We start from the raw sequence: 15,737 nt of genomic DNA, 5'->3' as shown, positions 1-15,737 counted from the left end.
TAACCCATGACACAACAGACAAGGCAGGCACCCACACCCGGCGCGCTCAATGGCGTGCGCGTGGTCGAGATGGGGCAATTGATCGCAGGACCGTTCTGCGGCAAGACGCTGGGCGAGTTCGGCGCCGACGTGGTCAAGATAGAGGCGCCGGGCGCGGGCGATCCGCTGCGCAACTGGCGCCTGATCAAGAACGGCACCTCGGTCTGGTGGCAGGTGCAGTCGCGCAACAAGCGTTCGGTGGCGCTGGACCTGCGCCAGCAGGAGGGCCAGGACATCGCGCGGCGCCTGATCGCCGAGGCCGATGTGCTGGTCGAGAACTTCCGCCCCGGCACGCTGGAAGGCTGGGGCATGTCGCCCGAAGAGCTCCATGCGCTCAATCCCGGCCTGGTCATCCTGCGCATCTCGGGCTACGGCCAGACCGGCCCCTACCGCGACCTGCCGGGCTTTGGCGTGATCGGCGAAGCCATGGGCGGCCTGCGCCACCTGACGGCCGAGCCCGGCCGCGTGCCGGTGCGCGTGGGCGTCTCGATTGGCGACACGCTGGCCGCGCTGCATGGCGTGATCGGCGTGATGATGGCCCTGTACCACCGCAAGGTGAACGGCGGTGCCGGCCAGGTCATCGACGTGGCCCTGCACGAGGCCGTGTTCAACGTCATGGAAAGCCTGCTGCCCGAATACAGCGCCTTTGGTGCCGTGCGCGAGGCGGCGGGCAGCGCGCTGCCGGGCATTGCGCCGTCCAATGCCTATCCCTGCCAGGACGGCTGGGTGCTGGTGGCCGGCAATGGCGACTCCATCTTCAAGCGCCTGATGGCCACCATCGGCCGCCAGGACCTGGCCGACGACCCGCAGCTGGCCGACAACGCGGGCCGCGTGGCGCGCATCGCCGAGATCGACGCCGTCATCGGCGGCTGGACGCGCTCGCAGAGCGTGCAGGCCGTGATGGACCAGCTGGCCGCCGCGCGCGTGCCGGCCGGCAAGGTCTACACGGCCAAGGACATTGCCGAGGACCCGCACTACCGCGCCCGCGACATGATCCTCAGCCAGCACACGCGCGACGGAGACGACATCGAGGTGCCGGGCATCGTCCCCAAGCTCTCGCTCACGCCCGGCACGGTGCGCAGCAGTGCGCCCCATGTGGGCGATGACACCGATGCCGTGCTGGCCGAGGCCGGCCTCACGGCCCAACAGATTGCGCTGCTGCGCAGCAAGGGAGTGATCCAATGAATGCCGTCCACCCCACGGATGTCTGGCAGGGCGCGGGCCGCCGCGTCTTCTTCAACGAGGTCGGCACGCGCGACGGGCTGCAGATGGAGCAGGCCTTTGTCCCCACCGAGGACAAGATCGCCCTGGTCAATGCGCTGTCGCAGGCCGGCCTGTCCAAGATCGAGGTCACGGCCTTTGTCTCGCCCACGGCCATTCCCGCGCTGCGCGATGGCGAAATCGTGATGCGTGAGATAGAGCGCCGCCCCGGCACGGTCTACACGGCCCTGGTGCCCAATGCCCGCGGCGCCGAGCGCGCCATCGAGGCGCGCACGGACGAGCTCAACCTGGTCATGTCGGTCAGCGAAACCCACAACCTGTGCAACCTGCGCATGCAGCGCAGCCAGTCGTTCGCGGCGCTGGCCCAGGTCGTGGCCACGGCGCAGCAGGCGGGCGTACCGGTCAACGTCTCGCTGTCGTGCTGCTTTGGCTGCCCCATGGAGGGCGAGGTGCCGCAGCAGGAAGTCTTCGAGTGGGTGCAGCGCTTTGCCGACCTGGGCGTGCAGGGCATCACGCTGTGCGACACCACGGGCATGGCCTTCCCGACCCAGGTGCGTGCCATGGTGGCTGCCTTCCGGCAGCGCTGGCCGCAGCTGGGACTGACCCTGCACTTCCACAACACACGCGGCATGGCCCTGGGCAATGTGCTGGCCTCCATCGAGGCGGGCGGCGACCGCTTCGACGCCTCCATTGGCGGCCTGGGCGGCTGCCCCTACGCGCCCGGCGCATCGGGCAATGCCTGCACCGAGGACATCGTTCACGCGCTTCAGCTCATGGGCTACGACACCGGCGTGGACCTGGCGCAGATCGTCGCGGCCGCGCGCAGCCTGCCCGCGCTGATCGGCCATGACACGGCCAGCCAGATCGCCAAGGCCGGCGCGCGGCTGGACCTGCACCAGCCACCAGCCGACTTTGCAGCCATCCGCGAACGGGCTCTGGCCAAGGGCTGAGGCCGGCGCGCATTCTCATTCACAAGAACCGAGCAAACCAAGGAGACAAAGATGAAGAAGATTCAACGCAGACAGATCGCAGCCGTGGCCATGGCCATCGCAGGACTGGGCCTGGGCGGCACAGCCGCGCTGGCCCAGGGAGGCTACCCCGCCAAGACCATCACCATGATCGTGCCGGCCGCAGCCGGCGGCACCACCGACCTGGCGGCGCGCATGGCGGCCCAGGCGCTGGCGCCCGTCATCGGCCAGTCGGTGGTGGTGGACAACAAGGGCGGCGGCAACGGCTCCATCGCAGCCAGCCTGGTCAAGCGTGCCGAGGCCGATGGCTACACCCTGCTCATGCAGTACTCGGGCTACCACGTCATCTCGCCCCACCTGACCAAGGCCCGCATCTGGGAGCAGGGCGATTTCCAGCCCGTGGCCAATGTGCTGTCGGCGCCGCAGATCATCGTGGTGCGCTCCGAGCTGCCCGTGAAGACGCTGGCCGAACTCGTGGCCTATGCCAAGGCCAACCCCGGCAAGCTGAACTACGCCTCGTCGGGCAATGGCTCGCTGCAGCACGTGACGGGCGCCATGCTGGAGCAGCAGGCCGGCATCAAGATGGTCCACGTCCCCTACAAGGGCACCGGCCCCGCGCTGCAGGACCTGCTGGGCGGCCAGGTGGACCTGACCTTCGGCACGGCGCCGCCCTTCATGCCCCATGTGCAAAGCGGCAAGCTGCGCGTGCTGGCCGTCACCGGCACCCAGCGCCTGCCCAGCCTGCCTGACGCGCCCACCACGGCCGAGGCCGGCTATGCGGGCGTCAACGCCACCTCCTGGTTTGCCGTGTTCGCGCCCGCCGCCACGCCCAAGCCCGTGATCGACAAACTCACGGCCGACCTCAAGAAGGTGGTGGAGAACCCGGCCTTCAAGCAAAAGGCACAGGAGCAGGGCGCCACGGCGGACTACATGAACCCGCAGCAGCTGGGCGCCATGGTCAAGACCGAGTGGTCCAACTGGGCCCAGGTGGTCAAGTCCTCGAAGATCGAGGCCGAGTAAGAGCCCGAGGGCCCGCAGGCCCGCTGCGGCGGGCCCGGGCAGCGGCCACAATAGGCGCATGTCCGAACCCCATTCCGATGAACTGCTGGCCCAGGTGGCAGCGCTGCCGGGTCTGCCCGGCGTCTACCGCTATTTCGACGCGGCAGGCGGCCTGCTGTACGTGGGCAAGGCCATCAACCTCAAGCGCCGCGTCTCCAGCTACTTCACCAAGAACCATGGCGGCACGCGCATAGGCCACATGGTGGGCAAGATCGCCCGCATGGAGACCACGGTGGTGCGCTCCGAGGCCGAGGCCCTGCTGCTCGAAAACAACCTCATCAAGACGCAGCACCCCAAGTACAACATCCTGTTCCGGGACGACAAGAGCTATCCCTACCTGAAGATCACCGGCGTGGCCGCGCGCGACGGCCAGGCTGGCGAGCCTGCCCACCAGCGCTTCGCGCGCATGGCCTACTACCGTGGCGCCGTGGACAAGCGCCACCGCTACTTCGGTCCCTATCCCAACGCCTGGGCTGTCAAGGAAAGCATCCAGTTGCTGCAGAAGGTCTTCCGGCTGCGCACCTGCGAGGACACGGTCTTTGCCAACCGCTCGCGCCCCTGCCTGCTCTACCAGATCAAGCGCTGCAGCGGCCCTTGCGTGGACCTGATCTCGCCCGAAGCCTATGCGCTGGACGTGCGCAATGCCGAGGCCATGCTGCGCGGCGAAACCCAGGAACTGCTGCGCCAGCTGGAGGCCCGCATGATGGAGCACGCCGGGCGCATGGAGTACGAGCAGGCCGCCGAGGTACGCAACCAGATGACGGCGCTGTCGCGCGTGCTGCACCAGCAGGTCATAGAAACCGCCGACGACCGCGACGTGGACATCCTCGCCGTGAAGGTGCAGGGCGGCCGCGCCTGCGTGAACCTGGCCATGGTGCGCGGCGGCCGCCACCTGGGCGACCGGCCGTACTTTCCCGCCAACCTGGGCGATGCCGCCTCGGTCTACGCCGGCGAGGAAGAGGCCAATCTTGCCGAATCCGCGCGCCCGGTTGAGGACATCGTGCTGGAGGCCTTCATCGCCCAGCACTACACCGGCGTGGCCGTGCCGCCTGTGCTCATCGTCAGCCATCCGGTGGACAAGAAACTGCTGGCGCTGCTGAGCGAGCAAGGCGGCGTGCGCATTACCGCCGTGCAGCAGCCGCGCGAGCAGCGTCGCATCTGGCTGGAGATGGCGCAAAAGAACGCCGACATCCAGATGGCCCGCCTGCTGGCCGAAGAAGGCTCGCAGCAGGCGCGCACGCGCGCGCTGGTCGAGGCGCTGGACCTGGCCTGCGAGAACCTGGACGAGCTCACCATCGAATGCTTCGACATCTCGCACACGGCGGGCGAGGCCACGCAGGCCTCCTGCGTGGTCTTTCATCACCACAAGATGCAAAGCAGCGAATACCGGCGTTTCAACATCGAAGGCATCACGGGCGGCGACGACTATGCCGCCATGCGCCAGGTGCTGACGCGCCGCTACAGCCGCGTGGCCGAGGCGCAAAGAGAGGCGGGCGGTGCCGAGCTCACGGGCAAGCAGCCGCAACTGCCGGACCTGGTGCTGGTCGACGGCGGCAAGGGCCAGGTCAGCATGGCGCGCGAAGTCTTCGAGCAGCTGGGCCTCGATGTCTCGCGCATCGTGGGCGTGGAAAAGGGCGAGGGGCGCAAGGTCGGCCTGGAAGAGCTGGTCTTTGCCGACGGGCGCGAGAAGATCTACCTGGGCTACGACTCGGCCGCGCTGATGCTGGTGGCCCAGATCCGCGACGAGGCCCACCGCTTCGCCATCACCGGCATGCGCGCGGCGCGTGCCAAGGTGCGGGTGGGCGGCGGCAAGCTCGAGGAGATTCCGGGCGTCGGCCCCAAGAAGCGCGCGCGCCTGCTGCAGCGCTTCGGCGGCGTGCGCGGTGTGTCCGAAGCCACCGTCGAGGACCTGTGCAGCGTGGACGGCATCTCGGCCGCGCTGGCTGAAGATATCTACCGTGCATTGCATTGAAATGACCGTCCCGCAGGCTGCACCGCGGGCCTTGAAACAGAACCTCAAACACCAAGGTACGTGACACAATGGCGGCCATGTTTCTCACAATCCCCACCTTGATGACCTGTACGCGGATCGTCGCGATTCCGCTGATCGTCGGGGTGTTCTACGCGCCGTTCGATGTGGCGACCCGCAACCTGGTCGCCACGGTCATGTTCATCGTCTTCGCGGCCACCGACTGGCTCGACGGCTACCTGGCGCGCAAGCTCAACCAGACATCGGCCTTCGGCGCCTTCCTCGACCCGGTGGCCGACAAGTTCCTGGTCTGCGCGTCGCTGCTGGTGCTGGTGCACCTGCAGCGCACCGATGTGTTCGTGGCCCTGATCATCATCGGCCGCGAGATCGCCATCTCGGCCCTGCGCGAGTGGATGGCGCACCTGGGCGCGGGCAAGAGCGTGGCCGTCCACATGCTGGGCAAGCTCAAGACCACGGCGCAGATGGTGGCCATCCCCTTCCTGCTGTACGACGGCCGCGTGTTCGGCATGATCGACACCGGCGTCTGGGGCCAGGTGCTGATCTGGGTGGCGGCGGTGCTCACCGTCTGGTCGATGGTGTACTACCTGCAAAAAGCCCTGCCCGAGATCCGCGCGCGGGTCACGCACTGAGGGCCTTTCCGGCCGTTCCCGGGATCCTGCGCCAGACACGTCAAACTGTCTGGCGTTGCTATTTTTTTGGAAGCATTTGAATCAGGCAGGGCAGCCGCTGCGGCGTCGTGGATGCGAAGCGGTGAGGCGCATTGCAGCACTGGCAAGGCCTGCAGCGGACAAGTCCATTGTCAACCCTTGTCAATTCGTGAAGCCGCTAGCCTGCGCCGGGCGCAAAAAACCGGCCGCAAAGCCAAAGCTGGCGCCAAAACCGCATAGAATCGTCCCCTGTCGCTGCGATGCGCAGCGTGCATTGACACCTGGAAGGTCGATGGCTTTAATTCACCGATGTCTGCCCCGAGGCAGGCATCGAACGGCAAGCCAGATTCCGTATCCGTCGCGCCGGGTTTCTGGCCGAGCCAAGTTGGTGGCCGCAGAGACATCCCATTCACTTATTTCTCCAGAGGCATCTTGTGAATAAAACCGAACTGATTGAGCACATCGCTAACAACGCCGACATCTCCAAGGCTGCGGCTGCTCGTGCACTGGATTCCACGATTGAGGCTGTGAAGAAAACCCTCAAAAAGGGTGGTACAGTGTCGCTCGTTGGTTTTGGCACATTCGCCGTTGGTAAGCGCGCTGCTCGTACGGGCCGCAACCCCCGCACCGGCGAAACCATCAAGATCAAGGCCGCCAAGGTTCCAAAGTTCCGTCCGGGCAAGGCATTGAAAGATGCCCTGAACTGACACCAGTCAAGGTGGGGTGCTTAGCTCAGTTGGTAGAGCGGCGCCCTTACAAGGCGTAGGTCGGCGGTTCGACCCCGTCAGCACCCACCACCGAAAACTGAATGAAATCAAGGCCCTAGAGACATCTAGGGCCTTTTTCTTTGCCCGTTTTACCCGCCAGAATGGTAGCCAAAGGGAGCGTCTACCAGCCGAGAATAGTTGTCTACCATCCTGCCTGGGCGTAGACTCGCGCCCCATTTGCAGCACATCGGAGGCCGGCTTGGCAGGCAAGAAACAGTTCCCAAATGGCACCTGGCAGTACACGTTCAAGCGCCGGGGCGTGCTGGACAAACCGCTCTACCTGACCTTTGCAACCGAGGCAGAGGGCGATGAATATGCAGCCAGGCTGGATGCGTTGCTGTCACGCGGCATCGTGCCCGCCGAGCACCAGAAGGCTGAGGTTGTGCTGACGATCAAGGAGCTGGTGCGCGAGTACGAGCGTGATGCGCACCCGTCGCCGAAGGATCGAAGTGCCCTCGGCACCATTCTCGAAAGCCGTGGCCACTACCCGCTGAGCGAGATCAATTCGGCCTGGGTGGACGGGTGGATCTCCGAGATGAAGCGAGTGGAGAACCTTGCGCCGGCAACCATCCGCGCGAAGGTGGGCGCGCTGGCCAGATGCACAGACTGGGGGATGCGAAAGGGGCTGCTGTCCCTGCCTGACCACCCATTGCGCACCTTGCCCGACGGGTATGCACAGTACACGAAGACCGACGCCGCCCTGGCTGAAGGTGGTGCGCGCACAGATGTTGAGCGCGACAGGCGCTTGGAGCGCGGGGAATATGAGGCCGTGCTGGCCGTGATCGATGGGGGAGTGCTGGCGCGCAAGCAACGGCCGCTGAAGCTGGAGCATCAGGCGGCGCTGGGATGCCTATTTGTCCTGGCCGTGGAGACGGCCATGCGGATGCGCGAGATGTACACGCTGACGCTCGTGCAGGTGGACCTGCCGCGGCGAACGGTGTTTTTGGACAAGACCAAGAACGGTGACAAACGGCAGGTGCCGCTGTCCACGGTGGCAGTTGGAGTGCTGGAGAGCTACCTGCAGGGCCTGGATCTGCCCAGTCCGCAGTCGTTGATTTTCCCGTGGTGGTCGAAGCGCGATGAAGACCTGCATGCCACCACTGATTACCTGTCGAACCTGTATGCCGGGATCATGGAGCAGGCCGGCGCCAAGGGCCTGCGATTTCATGATCTGCGTCACGAAGCGACCAGCCGCCTGTTTGAGCGGACCACGCTGAGCGAGACGCAGATCATGAAGATCACAGGCCACAAGACGCAGCGCATGCTAATGCGCTACGCGAACCTGCGGGGCACGGACCTTGCCAACGCTCTTTGGTGAGCGCTTGCGCACAAGGCGTTCGGCTGTCTGCTGGAGAATGGCTTTCTCGGCGTAGCGCACCACGTCACGGCGCATGAGGACATAGGCGCGGCCGATTTTGCCCGCTGGAATTTCGCCATCTCGCACCAGGTCCTCGGCGGTCTTGACGTGGATTTTGAGGATTTCCGCTGCTTCCCGGATGTTGAGCGTTTCTGTGTTGGTCATTGTTTTTTTCCTTTTATGCGGCGGCTACCTGGTCGCGTTCCAGCGCGGCCGGCGCGAATTGCAGGATGGGGGCAGTGCTCATGCATGCACCTTTGTCTTTCTGTAGCGGTATGGCCTGGCATTGCCCAGGTCGGTGTCGGCCGCGATCACTTCGCGGCCACTGCTTTGTGCGCGTGCGATGACCTTGCGTTTGATCTCGTCCAGCTCGGCCGATGTCAGCTGCTGCAGCTGGTAGATGTGCAGGTCGATGGAGACGGATAGAGCGTCCAACTCGTGGAAGTGGACGGCGCTTGGGCGCCAGGTGCCGGCGCTGATGCTCCGTGCGAAATAGGCTTCGCATGCCACCCGGGCCGAGTCGATGTGCTCAGCCAGGCCTCGCACGATTCCGCCGCGCTCAATCTCCTGGGAGATCAGCAGGGTGGTGTGCAAGACCGTGGCCTGCAGCTCGGTGGCTGTGCCAGCACGGATCTGGGCGAAGCACGCGCGCACAGGGTCAATGATCGAAGCGACCTCGGCGGCCGTCAGGTGCGTCCCATGCCGGTTGATGACCTGCAGCGGGTTGCCCTTGGCCCAGCGGCTGCGGAAGGGTTTGCGACGGCTGCTCATGATAGGTCTGCTCCAAAGACTGGATGCATGCCCGTGCGATGCGGCGCGCTTGGCATCTCGGCCAGCTGCGTTTGCAGCAGTTGGCGCTTGATGTGCGTGCTCATGGGCAGGATCACCTTGGGGTCAGGGATCGCGCTCGGGCTGATCGTGCGGTTGATTTCCGTGACGGCCGAGAACACATGGCCGCAGTCGGTATTGCGGCATTGGAAGATGGTTTCGCGGCTGGTCCTGGTCAGCTGCTGGCTGGTGCGGGTGTATGCAAACTCGTTGCAGTGGGGGCACATCATGCGCATGGCTGGCTCCCCTTGGCTGCTGCCAGGGCCTGCATGATCTCGCACGTCACAGCGTTGATCAGCTCCGGCCCCGTAACGAGCATGGCCTCAGGCCAGTCAGTCGGGCTGTCTCTGTCCGGCAGTTCGGCCACGCGCTGGCATACGTCCTCGGCAATGGCCTTGGCGTCCAGGGCCGGAGCTGCAGGCGCTTCCAGGGCGGGCGAGGCGTTGAGAGCGCGGCCGGCTGCTTCGTGCGCAATGTTCAGCTTGGCGAGGTTCACCTCTTTGCCCCAGGCGTTCTTGATGGGGTTGCTGCAGCACTGCACAAACAGGTCTTCGTGAGCCGCCTCATAGAGGCGCAGGGCGGCGACTGCTGGGTGGGTTGAATTTTGGGTGCTCATGCCAGGCTCTCCAATTCCTTGGTCTCAAAAATCGCGGTCTTGGCCACAGAGCCAGGCTTGCCCGCAAACTCCACTTTCCAGCCCTCGGCCGTCAGCGCGGCAACGGCTCCCTCTTGCCAGCGATGTGCGCTATCGGGGTTGAGCACACGCACGCGCTTGCCCACGATGGGGTCCGCTGTGTAGGGCTCTAGCTCCTCGGCCTCGAAGCCTGCGCGCTGGCCTACACCACGGCCAAACTCCACGATCAGCGACAAATGGCCGGGCCGCACCACGCCCACGCGGCCGCACTCTTTGAGGGGCCTCCCCGTCGTGCCTTTGAGGCCGTCTTTGACGCGCACCAGGTCGCCGGCCGCGAACGTGGGCGCCTGGCTGGTGGCTACTTGATCTGCTGCCCAGGTGCCGGCGTGCGCACTGTCCTGGCCATCGTTAGCGGGGGCAGTCTGCGCGGGCGCAGACTGCTGCACGTCAGGGGTCACGGCCTGGTCAACTTCGGCGGCTGCGGAGGAGGGCGGCAGGCCCTGCGCAGCGTCAGCTGCGACTGGGCCTGCATCGTCGCCCTGTGCGGCTGCAGCCGCACCTTGAATGGGTGCCTGCGCGTCAGCGACAGGCGCCCCCTCGTCGCTTTGCGCGGCTGCGGCCGCGCCTGATTCTTGGTCTTGTAGCGCGGCCGCGATGGCGGCCGAGGCTTCGGCGGCAGTCGTCTTCGGCTCGGCGCTCGCACGCGCAGCGGGGGATTTTTTGGCTTTGCCCTTCGCGCGACTCTCGCCAGCGCGCGCAGCGGGATCAAGGGGTAGATCCGCCTTCGGGGCAGCAGATACAGAGGCCTTTGCGGCTGCTCTTGCCTCGGCCTGAGCTGCGGCGGCGCGCTGATTGGCCTTTGTCTTGGCCTTGACGGCTGCGATGTCTATGCTCCAGTACGCCGCAACAAGGTGCAGGCCTTTGTTTGCGTCGGCGTCGTCCTTGAGCCAGTGGCGGTATTCCACGTCGCCGTACATCACCAGCAACTGCAGTAGGTCGCCGGGCGCATCGTTGTCGGCGATGTGTTGCAACAGGCCCTCTACGGGCGCGACCTTGCCCAGGTCCAGCAGCTTGCACAGCTTCTTGGCGCGGTCCTGGCTGTAGCTTCGCGCGATGTTGCGGGCGCAGTAGCGCAGCAATTCATCGGACACAGGAGCGCCGCCAAGTTCGGAGAGCGCCTTCCAAGTCTCTTCGAGCACGTCCCAGCGCCATTGGGTTTCATAGTCGCTTTTGCGCTTCTGATCGGCGGCATGCTTGGCCTGCTGCTGCTCGCGTTGGGTTTCCTGCTGGATCTTCTCGGCAGCTTCTTCCTGCTGCGCATCCTTGAGAAGTAGTTGTGCTTGGTCAGCTGTGATGACCGCGATCAGTTCCCCATTTTTGTGGGGGTTGGCGATCAGGGTGGGCAGGATGCCATGGCTTTCCATGGCCTTGCCGATCAGCTTGCGCAGGGGCTTGTCGGTGGGGCTGTCGCGCTTGTCATCGAGGCGCAGATAGCCGGCCACTTCGCCGGAATAGGCGCTTGGCATCAGGGTCTTGGCTTCGCGGCCTTCGATGATGTGTTGGCCGCGCTCTACAGCTGTGCGTTTGATGGAGATGGCGTGGGCCTCTTCCTTTTCGCGGTAGCACTTGGGGTCGGTGCATACGTCTGCACTGACATCATTGAAGAGGTCGGGATTGGCGCCGGTGCGTTTTGGGCAGGCCTTGCAGCTTCCTGCGGCCGGTAGCAGGGCCTCGTCCGTCATCTTGAACGGGGCACTGTGCAGATTGAGCATGTAGTTCTGCTGGACATGCTCGGCGCAGGAGCGATAGCTGGGAGTGTCGCCCCTGTAGTTGGTCTCCGTGCAGTAGCCCAGTGCCTTGAGCTGCAGCCCTTCGTCGGGGATGCGAGCGATCAACTGCGCCTTGCTGAAATCGATCTTGCCCTGGCGCAGCGCATCGCGGCCTTCCTCGCACAGGTCGAGCACCTTCATCACGTTGAACACATAGGTCCGGCTCTTTCCCACGTCTTCTGCGATCTTTTCGGCGGTTGTCTCTCCCAGGTCCAGCAGCTCGCGGTAGCCCTCGGCCTCCTCCAGCTTCGTGATGTCGGCCCGCTGCAGGTTCTCGATCACGGCCGCGCGCAGTGCGTCGGCGTCGGACATCGGGCGAATCATCGCGGGGATCTCTCCCAGGCCTGCCAACTGGCTGGCGCGCCACCGGCGCTCGCCCGCGACCAGCTCATACTGCGCGCGCTCGCGCTTTTCGGCCTTGGCCCACGCCTGCTCATCAGCAATGCGCGCTTCGGGCAGCGGGCGCAGCAGGATGGGCTGATGCACGCCCGTGGCTTTGATACTGTCCGCCAGTTCCTGCAGCTTTGCCTGGTCGAAGTGCTTTCGCGGGTTGCGCAGGCTGCGTGCAATGCTCTGCAGGGGCACATGCAGCATCAGGGCGCCCGCGCCAGGTGTGGGCAGGGCGGCTGTCGGGTTGTCGTTCGCGGTGGTCATGCTGCAAGGCCCTCCTGCTGTCCCTTGATGCCGAAGGCGCGGCGTGCCGCGTTGCGCACCTCGGCGCTCACGCTGTGAGCGAAGCCCTCGGGGTTGAACAGTTCGCGCACCAGGTCAACGCACGCAGTTGTGTCGGGATCGACCTTGGCGGTGTCGAAGAGCACGCGGCGGCAAGACGGTTGCTTGGCGCCCTGCTGGACCAGTTCCAGCGCTGCAGCCTCCTGGGGAGCCAGGGGCGCGCCCGGGCGGGGCGCCTGCAGGTTGGTTTCGATCTGGACTTCGCCAGGGCCGATGAGGGAAACAGCGATCACGATGGGATTAGCCATGAGCGGCCTCCAGTAGTTGCAGTTGAGATTGATCGGGGGCGGGTTCGCGCAGCTGCTGGATGGCCTGGCAGTGGCCGAGCGTTGTGCGGATCTGATGGATGGGCGCAGTGACGGACACGCGCATGCCGCGCTTGAGCGTCTTTGCGTATTGCTGGGCTTGGGGCCGCAGGTTGGGCGGGTAGACAAGCTCGGCTTTGACGGGCAGTTGGCCAGGACCGTCGCTGTCAAAGATGGCGACGAGCACGGGCATGGGGGTGCTGTCCGGGCCTTGCGGCAGCGTGCGCACCTCGACGTCTTGCACCAGGGTGCCGGTGATCTGGATCAGAGCCATGGCGTGCCCCCGAAGTGGATGGCGGCTGCAATGGCGGGTGGTGCGACGATGCACAGCACTGCAACCAGTGCGAGCACGACGACTACAGCCCAGCGGCTGGCTGCACGGCGCATGGCACGGCGTGGGCGGTGCGGGCCGTCCATCTGGATGGGAGGGCGGCTCATCGTGCGGCCCTCGCGCTGATGGGGTGGCTGTGGCCGAAGAGGGCCATTGCGCGGGCGATGGCATCAGCGGCGCCGGTGGCGCGGATGGTGTGGCGCGTTCGGCCGCATGTGACGGTGTAGAGGGTCAGCATGCTGGCCCCTTGGGTATAGCGCGAAGCTCAATCACCTGCGCTGCGTCAATCGCGGCGGGCTGTCCGAAAAACAGCAGCGCGCCGCGCGCAGTGGCGTCTTTGAGTGCTTCAGTCCCCTTTTTCCTCAGTTCGTACGCGCCGGACCAAAGGGCCTCTACTTCGTCTTCGGGGGCGTCTTTGATGCAGCGGTCATGCACCAGCTTCAGGGTCGCGGCCTCGGCAAGGCAACGGTTTGCGATGAGCAGGTACATCGCCGCGTACGGCGTGTGCAGCGAGTGCTTGGCTTGTGTGACGGCTGCCGACATCACAGGCCTCCCGCATCGGCATCGGTCAGCACGACGCCGGCCAGGCCGGGGATGGACATCAGCACGTCGATGACGTGGCTGTCCGGGGGTGGGATGTCGAGGGCGATGTATGCCTCGCCGGCTGCGTGCAGGATGCCTTGCTGCACCCGTGCAGTCGCGGCATCGCACATTGCGGCGAGTCGATAGGGCCAGAGCAGGCGCTCAAGCTGCTGGATTTGCCGCTGCAGCGGCGTCGTGTCTACGGCGAGAGTGAGGGTGCAGACGTGTGCACTGTCTGCTGTACTGCTGCATTGCATGCCGGGCCTCCTGTTTGACGGAGGGCGCGCGGCTTTGCAGGCCGGTGCGCCCGCCTGAGCGGGGGGCTCAGGCAGGCGAATTACAAATCAATTTGTTGCCTGTGTCAACAAGGCAATTTGTAGATCAGGGGAGCTTCCCGAACGACGCATCTACAACAATGCCGCCGAAGGTGTCGCCCGGACGCATCTCTATGTACTTGTGCGGCCAGTCTGGATTTAGGGCCTCAAGGTAGGGCTTCCCATCAACCAGGGTGTACCGCTTGAAGGTCGCCTCGTTGTCTGCATCGCGGCGGGCGATCACGAATTGCCCAGGTGTTGGGTCTTTGTCGGGGTTGACGAAAAGAAGCATTCCCTCAGGAAACGAGTAGCGCCCCTGGGGATTTGTCATGGACTCGCCGCGCACCCGCAAAACGTACCCTCGTGGCCCGAGGTTATGTGGACTCATGTACCACTGCTCTGCCTGGTAGGGGGTGAAGGCCTCGCAGTTGCCGTTCCAGACCCCGGCTTGCACCCAGGTGATCAGGGGGTAAAGGATGCCGCGATTGACGTCTGGGCCCGGCTCAACGTTTGAATGCGTTTGCTGGTCCGTAGGTTCTCCCAGGCCTGTTGCCAGCCACACCGCATTCACTCCAAGCGCCTCGGCAATCTTCACCAAGTGCTTGCTGCCGGTGGCGTTGTTGCGTGGGTCGAGCAAGTACTGCACCGCCTGCGGCTTGATGCCCACGGCCCTTGCAAGCTCGCTTTGGCTAGGCATTTTGGCGATCTCCATTGCAAGGCGTATTCGTTCGGCAAGTTGTGGGTGAGTCAGCGACATGGCTTGATGCTACAAATTTCTTTGTTTTGTTGGTTGCAAAATTCTTTGTAGTAAGATACAAAGCAGCTTGTTATGACCCAACAAACTGCTTTGAATCCACACGATGCTCTGCTCTCTGCCATCAAGAAGGCGGGCGGCCAAGCCGCGCTCGCTCGATTGATTGGAAAGAAGCAGGGGCATGTGTCTTATTGGCTGGACTCTGGCAACGGCGTCCCCGCTGAGTACTGCCCCCTCATCGAGGAGAGCACAGGTGTCCTGTGTGAGCAGTTGAGGCCGCGGGTGCGCTGGGATGTCCTGCTTCGCCGTGGTGCTCATGCGGTGGGAGATACCAGTGCATAGCTTTTCTTCCCCCTCCAGCAACCCGGCAACGTCGCCCGGGATTTGTCTCCTCCCCCGATTGGGTGCTGCACGCGCGGGCAGGTGCATGCGGCTTGCGTTGCTTCCTGGAGTGGGTCTTTCTTTTCGTCATGCCCGCAGTGTCTTCGGCACGTTGCGCGGGCGCCATCCTGAAATTTCCACGATTCAAGGGGACCGGCAATGACCCGCCGCTATTCCGCTGCCGACTGGCGCGACATCCTCTACAACACGATCCGCCGTGCCAGTGGTGGCGTGACGGCAGCGGCCACTTTCCTGACGGACCGCCGCGAAAAGTCCATTCACCCTGAGGATCTGCGGCGCCGCCTGCGGGGTGCTGATGGCGAGTCGCTGAGCACAGAGATGCTTGAGCTGCTGTCGGAGTGGCTGGTCGATCAGCACGACCCTGATGCCCTTCGCTGGCTGCAGGCATTCAATGGCCGCTTCGGGATGGCGGCTGCTCACCTTCCCCCGCCGCCCGATGGTGGCTGGCCCTGCGAGGCCGCTGCGATCCGCGAAAAGCTCCTGCAGATCACCGCGCAAAACGGAACGCTCGCCACCATCGGCATGAATGCCACTGCAGACGGCCTGATCGATGGCCGCGAGTGCGATGAGCTGGAGGCGCAATGCATGCAGGCCATCGAGCTGCTGTGGCGCCTGCGCCGCAACGCCCGGCGCGCTGCTGGTCGCTCGGAGGACTTCACATGAGGCCGGCGGGCGAGATCAGCAAGGCATTGCTGCAGGCCGTAGAGCGGCTGTGGACCCCGGGCAGGGGGCCGACCATGCGCGAGATCGCCGAGGCGGCGGGCGTGGGTGTTGCAGCCGCCAGCCGAACTATCAAGGACATGCGCCGGTATCACCGGCTTGCCATCTGTGGTGAGCGCACCGTGCCGGGCCGCAATCGGCCCGCAGCCGAGTACGCGCTGCCGCACCAGGTCCACGCCGCCAACGAATCGAATTTCGGCCTCACGCAGGCCCTGCAGCTCTGGGGATAGTCAATGATGTTTGTGCACGTCGCTGGTG

At 64.9% G+C, this 15,737-nt stretch carries 21 protein-coding genes and 1 tRNA gene; 11 read left to right on the top strand and 11 right to left on the bottom strand.

The window, feature by feature from the left end; all coding sequences use genetic code 11:
- Positions 1-6: 6 nt before the first annotated feature.
- From IB269_RS19755 to IB269_RS19720, 8 genes are all read left to right on the top strand, one after another.
- Positions 7-1,224, top strand: coding sequence for a CaiB/BaiF CoA transferase family protein (locus IB269_RS19755; protein ID WP_013803127.1), 1,218 nt, complete (start codon positions 7-9; stop codon positions 1,222-1,224).
- Entirely contained in the window at positions 1,221-2,210 is a 990-nt protein-coding gene (locus IB269_RS19750) for a hydroxymethylglutaryl-CoA lyase (RefSeq protein WP_192368059.1), read from the top strand. Before IB269_RS19755 ends, IB269_RS19750 begins: the two co-directional genes overlap by 4 nt.
- 51 nt (positions 2,211-2,261) lie before the next feature.
- Positions 2,262-3,248, top strand: a complete 987-nt coding sequence (locus IB269_RS19745) for a Bug family tripartite tricarboxylate transporter substrate binding protein (RefSeq protein ID WP_034391950.1) — start codon at positions 2,262-2,264, stop codon at positions 3,246-3,248.
- 58 nt (positions 3,249-3,306) lie between these two features.
- Entirely contained in the window at positions 3,307-5,259 is a 1,953-nt protein-coding gene (gene uvrC / locus IB269_RS19740; protein WP_034391951.1) for an excinuclease ABC subunit UvrC, read from the top strand.
- Positions 5,260-5,336: 77 nt separating this feature from the next.
- Entirely contained in the window at positions 5,337-5,906 is a 570-nt protein-coding gene (gene pgsA, locus IB269_RS19735; protein WP_026062576.1) for a CDP-diacylglycerol--glycerol-3-phosphate 3-phosphatidyltransferase, read from the top strand.
- A 452-nt stretch (positions 5,907-6,358) separates the two neighbouring features.
- The gene (locus IB269_RS19730) at positions 6,359-6,631 is read left to right on the top strand and encodes an HU family DNA-binding protein (RefSeq protein WP_012204727.1); all 273 of its coding nucleotides are present in this window, start codon (positions 6,359-6,361) and stop codon (positions 6,629-6,631) included.
- Positions 6,632-6,645: 14 nt separating this feature from the next.
- Positions 6,646-6,721 (top strand) — tRNA-Val (locus IB269_RS19725).
- Between the two features lie 169 nt (positions 6,722-6,890).
- The gene (locus tag IB269_RS19720) at positions 6,891-8,009 is read left to right on the top strand and encodes a site-specific integrase (RefSeq protein WP_192368058.1); all 1,119 of its coding nucleotides are present in this window, start codon (positions 6,891-6,893) and stop codon (positions 8,007-8,009) included.
- Here IB269_RS19720 and IB269_RS19715 read toward each other — a convergent pair.
- The 11 genes from IB269_RS19715 to IB269_RS19665 all read right to left on the bottom strand — a co-directional run bounded on the left by IB269_RS19715 (position 7,956) and on the right by IB269_RS19665 (position 14,360).
- Positions 7,956-8,213, bottom strand: coding sequence for a helix-turn-helix domain-containing protein (locus tag IB269_RS19715; RefSeq protein ID WP_192368057.1), 258 nt, complete (start codon positions 8,211-8,213; stop codon positions 7,956-7,958). The genes IB269_RS19720 and IB269_RS19715 overlap by 54 nt on opposite strands.
- Positions 8,214-8,291: 78 nt before the next feature.
- Positions 8,292-8,819, bottom strand: coding sequence for a hypothetical protein (locus tag IB269_RS19710; RefSeq protein ID WP_192368056.1), 528 nt, complete (start codon positions 8,817-8,819; stop codon positions 8,292-8,294).
- Positions 8,816-9,112: an ogr/Delta-like zinc finger family protein gene (locus tag IB269_RS19705; protein WP_192368055.1), complete on the bottom strand. Its 297-nt coding sequence runs from the start codon at positions 9,110-9,112 to the stop codon at positions 8,816-8,818. Before IB269_RS19705 ends, IB269_RS19710 begins: the two co-directional genes overlap by 4 nt.
- Complete coding sequence (locus tag IB269_RS19700; RefSeq protein WP_192368054.1) at positions 9,103-9,492, bottom strand: hypothetical protein; 390 nt, start codon at positions 9,490-9,492, stop codon at positions 9,103-9,105. Before IB269_RS19700 ends, IB269_RS19705 begins: the two co-directional genes overlap by 10 nt.
- The gene (locus IB269_RS19695) at positions 9,489-11,993 is read right to left on the bottom strand and encodes a ParB/RepB/Spo0J family partition protein (protein ID WP_192368053.1); all 2,505 of its coding nucleotides are present in this window, start codon (positions 11,991-11,993) and stop codon (positions 9,489-9,491) included. Before IB269_RS19695 ends, IB269_RS19700 begins: the two co-directional genes overlap by 4 nt.
- Positions 11,990-12,319, bottom strand: coding sequence for a hypothetical protein (locus tag IB269_RS19690; protein WP_192368052.1), 330 nt, complete (start codon positions 12,317-12,319; stop codon positions 11,990-11,992). The genes IB269_RS19695 and IB269_RS19690 overlap by 4 nt, the downstream gene beginning before the upstream one ends.
- On the bottom strand, positions 12,312-12,650 hold the full coding sequence (locus tag IB269_RS19685) for a hypothetical protein (protein ID WP_192368051.1): 339 nt from the start codon (positions 12,648-12,650) through the stop codon (positions 12,312-12,314). The genes IB269_RS19690 and IB269_RS19685 overlap by 8 nt, the downstream gene beginning before the upstream one ends.
- Entirely contained in the window at positions 12,641-12,814 is a 174-nt protein-coding gene (locus tag IB269_RS19680; RefSeq protein ID WP_192368050.1) for a hypothetical protein, read from the bottom strand. The genes IB269_RS19685 and IB269_RS19680 overlap by 10 nt, the downstream gene beginning before the upstream one ends.
- Positions 12,815-12,938: 124 nt before the next feature.
- On the bottom strand, positions 12,939-13,250 hold the full coding sequence (locus IB269_RS19675; RefSeq protein ID WP_192368049.1) for a hypothetical protein: 312 nt from the start codon (positions 13,248-13,250) through the stop codon (positions 12,939-12,941).
- Complete coding sequence (locus tag IB269_RS19670; protein WP_192368048.1) at positions 13,250-13,546, bottom strand: hypothetical protein; 297 nt, start codon at positions 13,544-13,546, stop codon at positions 13,250-13,252. Before IB269_RS19670 ends, IB269_RS19675 begins: the two co-directional genes overlap by 1 nt.
- Positions 13,547-13,670: 124 nt before the next feature.
- Positions 13,671-14,360 carry a LexA family protein gene (locus tag IB269_RS19665; RefSeq protein WP_225614205.1) on the bottom strand — a complete coding sequence of 230 codons (690 nt, stop codon included), beginning with the start codon at positions 14,358-14,360 and terminating at the stop codon, positions 13,671-13,673.
- A 72-nt stretch (positions 14,361-14,432) separates the two neighbouring features.
- On the opposite strand from IB269_RS19665, the gene IB269_RS29325 reads away from it, so the two are divergent.
- The 3 genes from IB269_RS29325 to IB269_RS19650 all read left to right on the top strand — a co-directional run bounded on the left by IB269_RS29325 (position 14,433) and on the right by IB269_RS19650 (position 15,709).
- Positions 14,433-14,699 (top strand): helix-turn-helix domain-containing protein, encoded by a 267-nt coding sequence (locus tag IB269_RS29325; RefSeq protein WP_074931811.1) that lies wholly within the window; start codon positions 14,433-14,435, stop codon positions 14,697-14,699.
- Between the two features lie 198 nt (positions 14,700-14,897).
- Positions 14,898-15,422, top strand: coding sequence for a hypothetical protein (locus tag IB269_RS19655; RefSeq protein ID WP_192368047.1), 525 nt, complete (start codon positions 14,898-14,900; stop codon positions 15,420-15,422).
- Entirely contained in the window at positions 15,419-15,709 is a 291-nt protein-coding gene (locus tag IB269_RS19650; protein WP_074931817.1) for a LacI family DNA-binding transcriptional regulator, read from the top strand. The genes IB269_RS19655 and IB269_RS19650 overlap by 4 nt, the downstream gene beginning before the upstream one ends.
- The last annotated feature ends 28 nt before the right edge of the window (positions 15,710-15,737 follow it).

Origin of the sequence: Delftia sp. DLF01 (genome assembly GCF_014852125.1) — a bacterium.
Taxonomy (GTDB): domain Bacteria; phylum Pseudomonadota; class Gammaproteobacteria; order Burkholderiales; family Burkholderiaceae_C; genus Comamonas; species Comamonas acidovorans.
Note: the sequence above shows the minus strand (reverse complement) of the source record. Positions and strands in the feature narration are given on the sequence as shown.

Bases quoted from the DNA above. Each gene is read 5' to 3' on its own strand.
- IB269_RS19655 (WP_192368047.1), top strand. From the start codon at position 14,898: ATGACCCGCCGCTATTCCGCTGCCGACTGGCGCGACATCCTCTACAAC.
- pgsA (WP_026062576.1), top strand. From the start codon at position 5,337: ATGTTTCTCACAATCCCCACCTTGATGACCTGTACGCGGATCGTCGCG.
- IB269_RS19685 (WP_192368051.1), bottom strand. From the start codon at position 12,650: ATGGCTCTGATCCAGATCACCGGCACCCTGGTGCAAGACGTCGAGGTG.
- IB269_RS19650 (WP_074931817.1), top strand. From the start codon at position 15,419: ATGAGGCCGGCGGGCGAGATCAGCAAGGCATTGCTGCAGGCCGTAGAG.
- uvrC (WP_034391951.1), top strand. From the start codon at position 3,307: ATGTCCGAACCCCATTCCGATGAACTGCTGGCCCAGGTGGCAGCGCTG.
- IB269_RS19710 (WP_192368056.1), bottom strand. From the start codon at position 8,819: ATGAGCAGCCGTCGCAAACCCTTCCGCAGCCGCTGGGCCAAGGGCAAC.
- IB269_RS19745 (WP_034391950.1), top strand. From the start codon at position 2,262: ATGAAGAAGATTCAACGCAGACAGATCGCAGCCGTGGCCATGGCCATC.
- IB269_RS19755 (WP_013803127.1), top strand. From the start codon at position 7: ATGACACAACAGACAAGGCAGGCACCCACACCCGGCGCGCTCAATGGC.
- IB269_RS19700 (WP_192368054.1), bottom strand. From the start codon at position 9,492: ATGAGCACCCAAAATTCAACCCACCCAGCAGTCGCCGCCCTGCGCCTC.
- IB269_RS19715 (WP_192368057.1), bottom strand. From the start codon at position 8,213: ATGACCAACACAGAAACGCTCAACATCCGGGAAGCAGCGGAAATCCTC.
- IB269_RS19695 (WP_192368053.1), bottom strand. From the start codon at position 11,993: ATGACCACCGCGAACGACAACCCGACAGCCGCCCTGCCCACACCTGGC.
- IB269_RS19665 (WP_225614205.1), bottom strand. From the start codon at position 14,360: ATGTCGCTGACTCACCCACAACTTGCCGAACGAATACGCCTTGCAATG.
- IB269_RS19705 (WP_192368055.1), bottom strand. From the start codon at position 9,112: ATGCGCATGATGTGCCCCCACTGCAACGAGTTTGCATACACCCGCACC.
- IB269_RS19675 (WP_192368049.1), bottom strand. From the start codon at position 13,250: ATGTCGGCAGCCGTCACACAAGCCAAGCACTCGCTGCACACGCCGTAC.
- IB269_RS19750 (WP_192368059.1), top strand. From the start codon at position 1,221: ATGAATGCCGTCCACCCCACGGATGTCTGGCAGGGCGCGGGCCGCCGC.
- IB269_RS19680 (WP_192368050.1), bottom strand. From the start codon at position 12,814: ATGAGCCGCCCTCCCATCCAGATGGACGGCCCGCACCGCCCACGCCGT.
- IB269_RS29325 (WP_074931811.1), top strand. From the start codon at position 14,433: ATGACCCAACAAACTGCTTTGAATCCACACGATGCTCTGCTCTCTGCC.
- IB269_RS19670 (WP_192368048.1), bottom strand. From the start codon at position 13,546: ATGCAATGCAGCAGTACAGCAGACAGTGCACACGTCTGCACCCTCACT.
- IB269_RS19690 (WP_192368052.1), bottom strand. From the start codon at position 12,319: ATGGCTAATCCCATCGTGATCGCTGTTTCCCTCATCGGCCCTGGCGAA.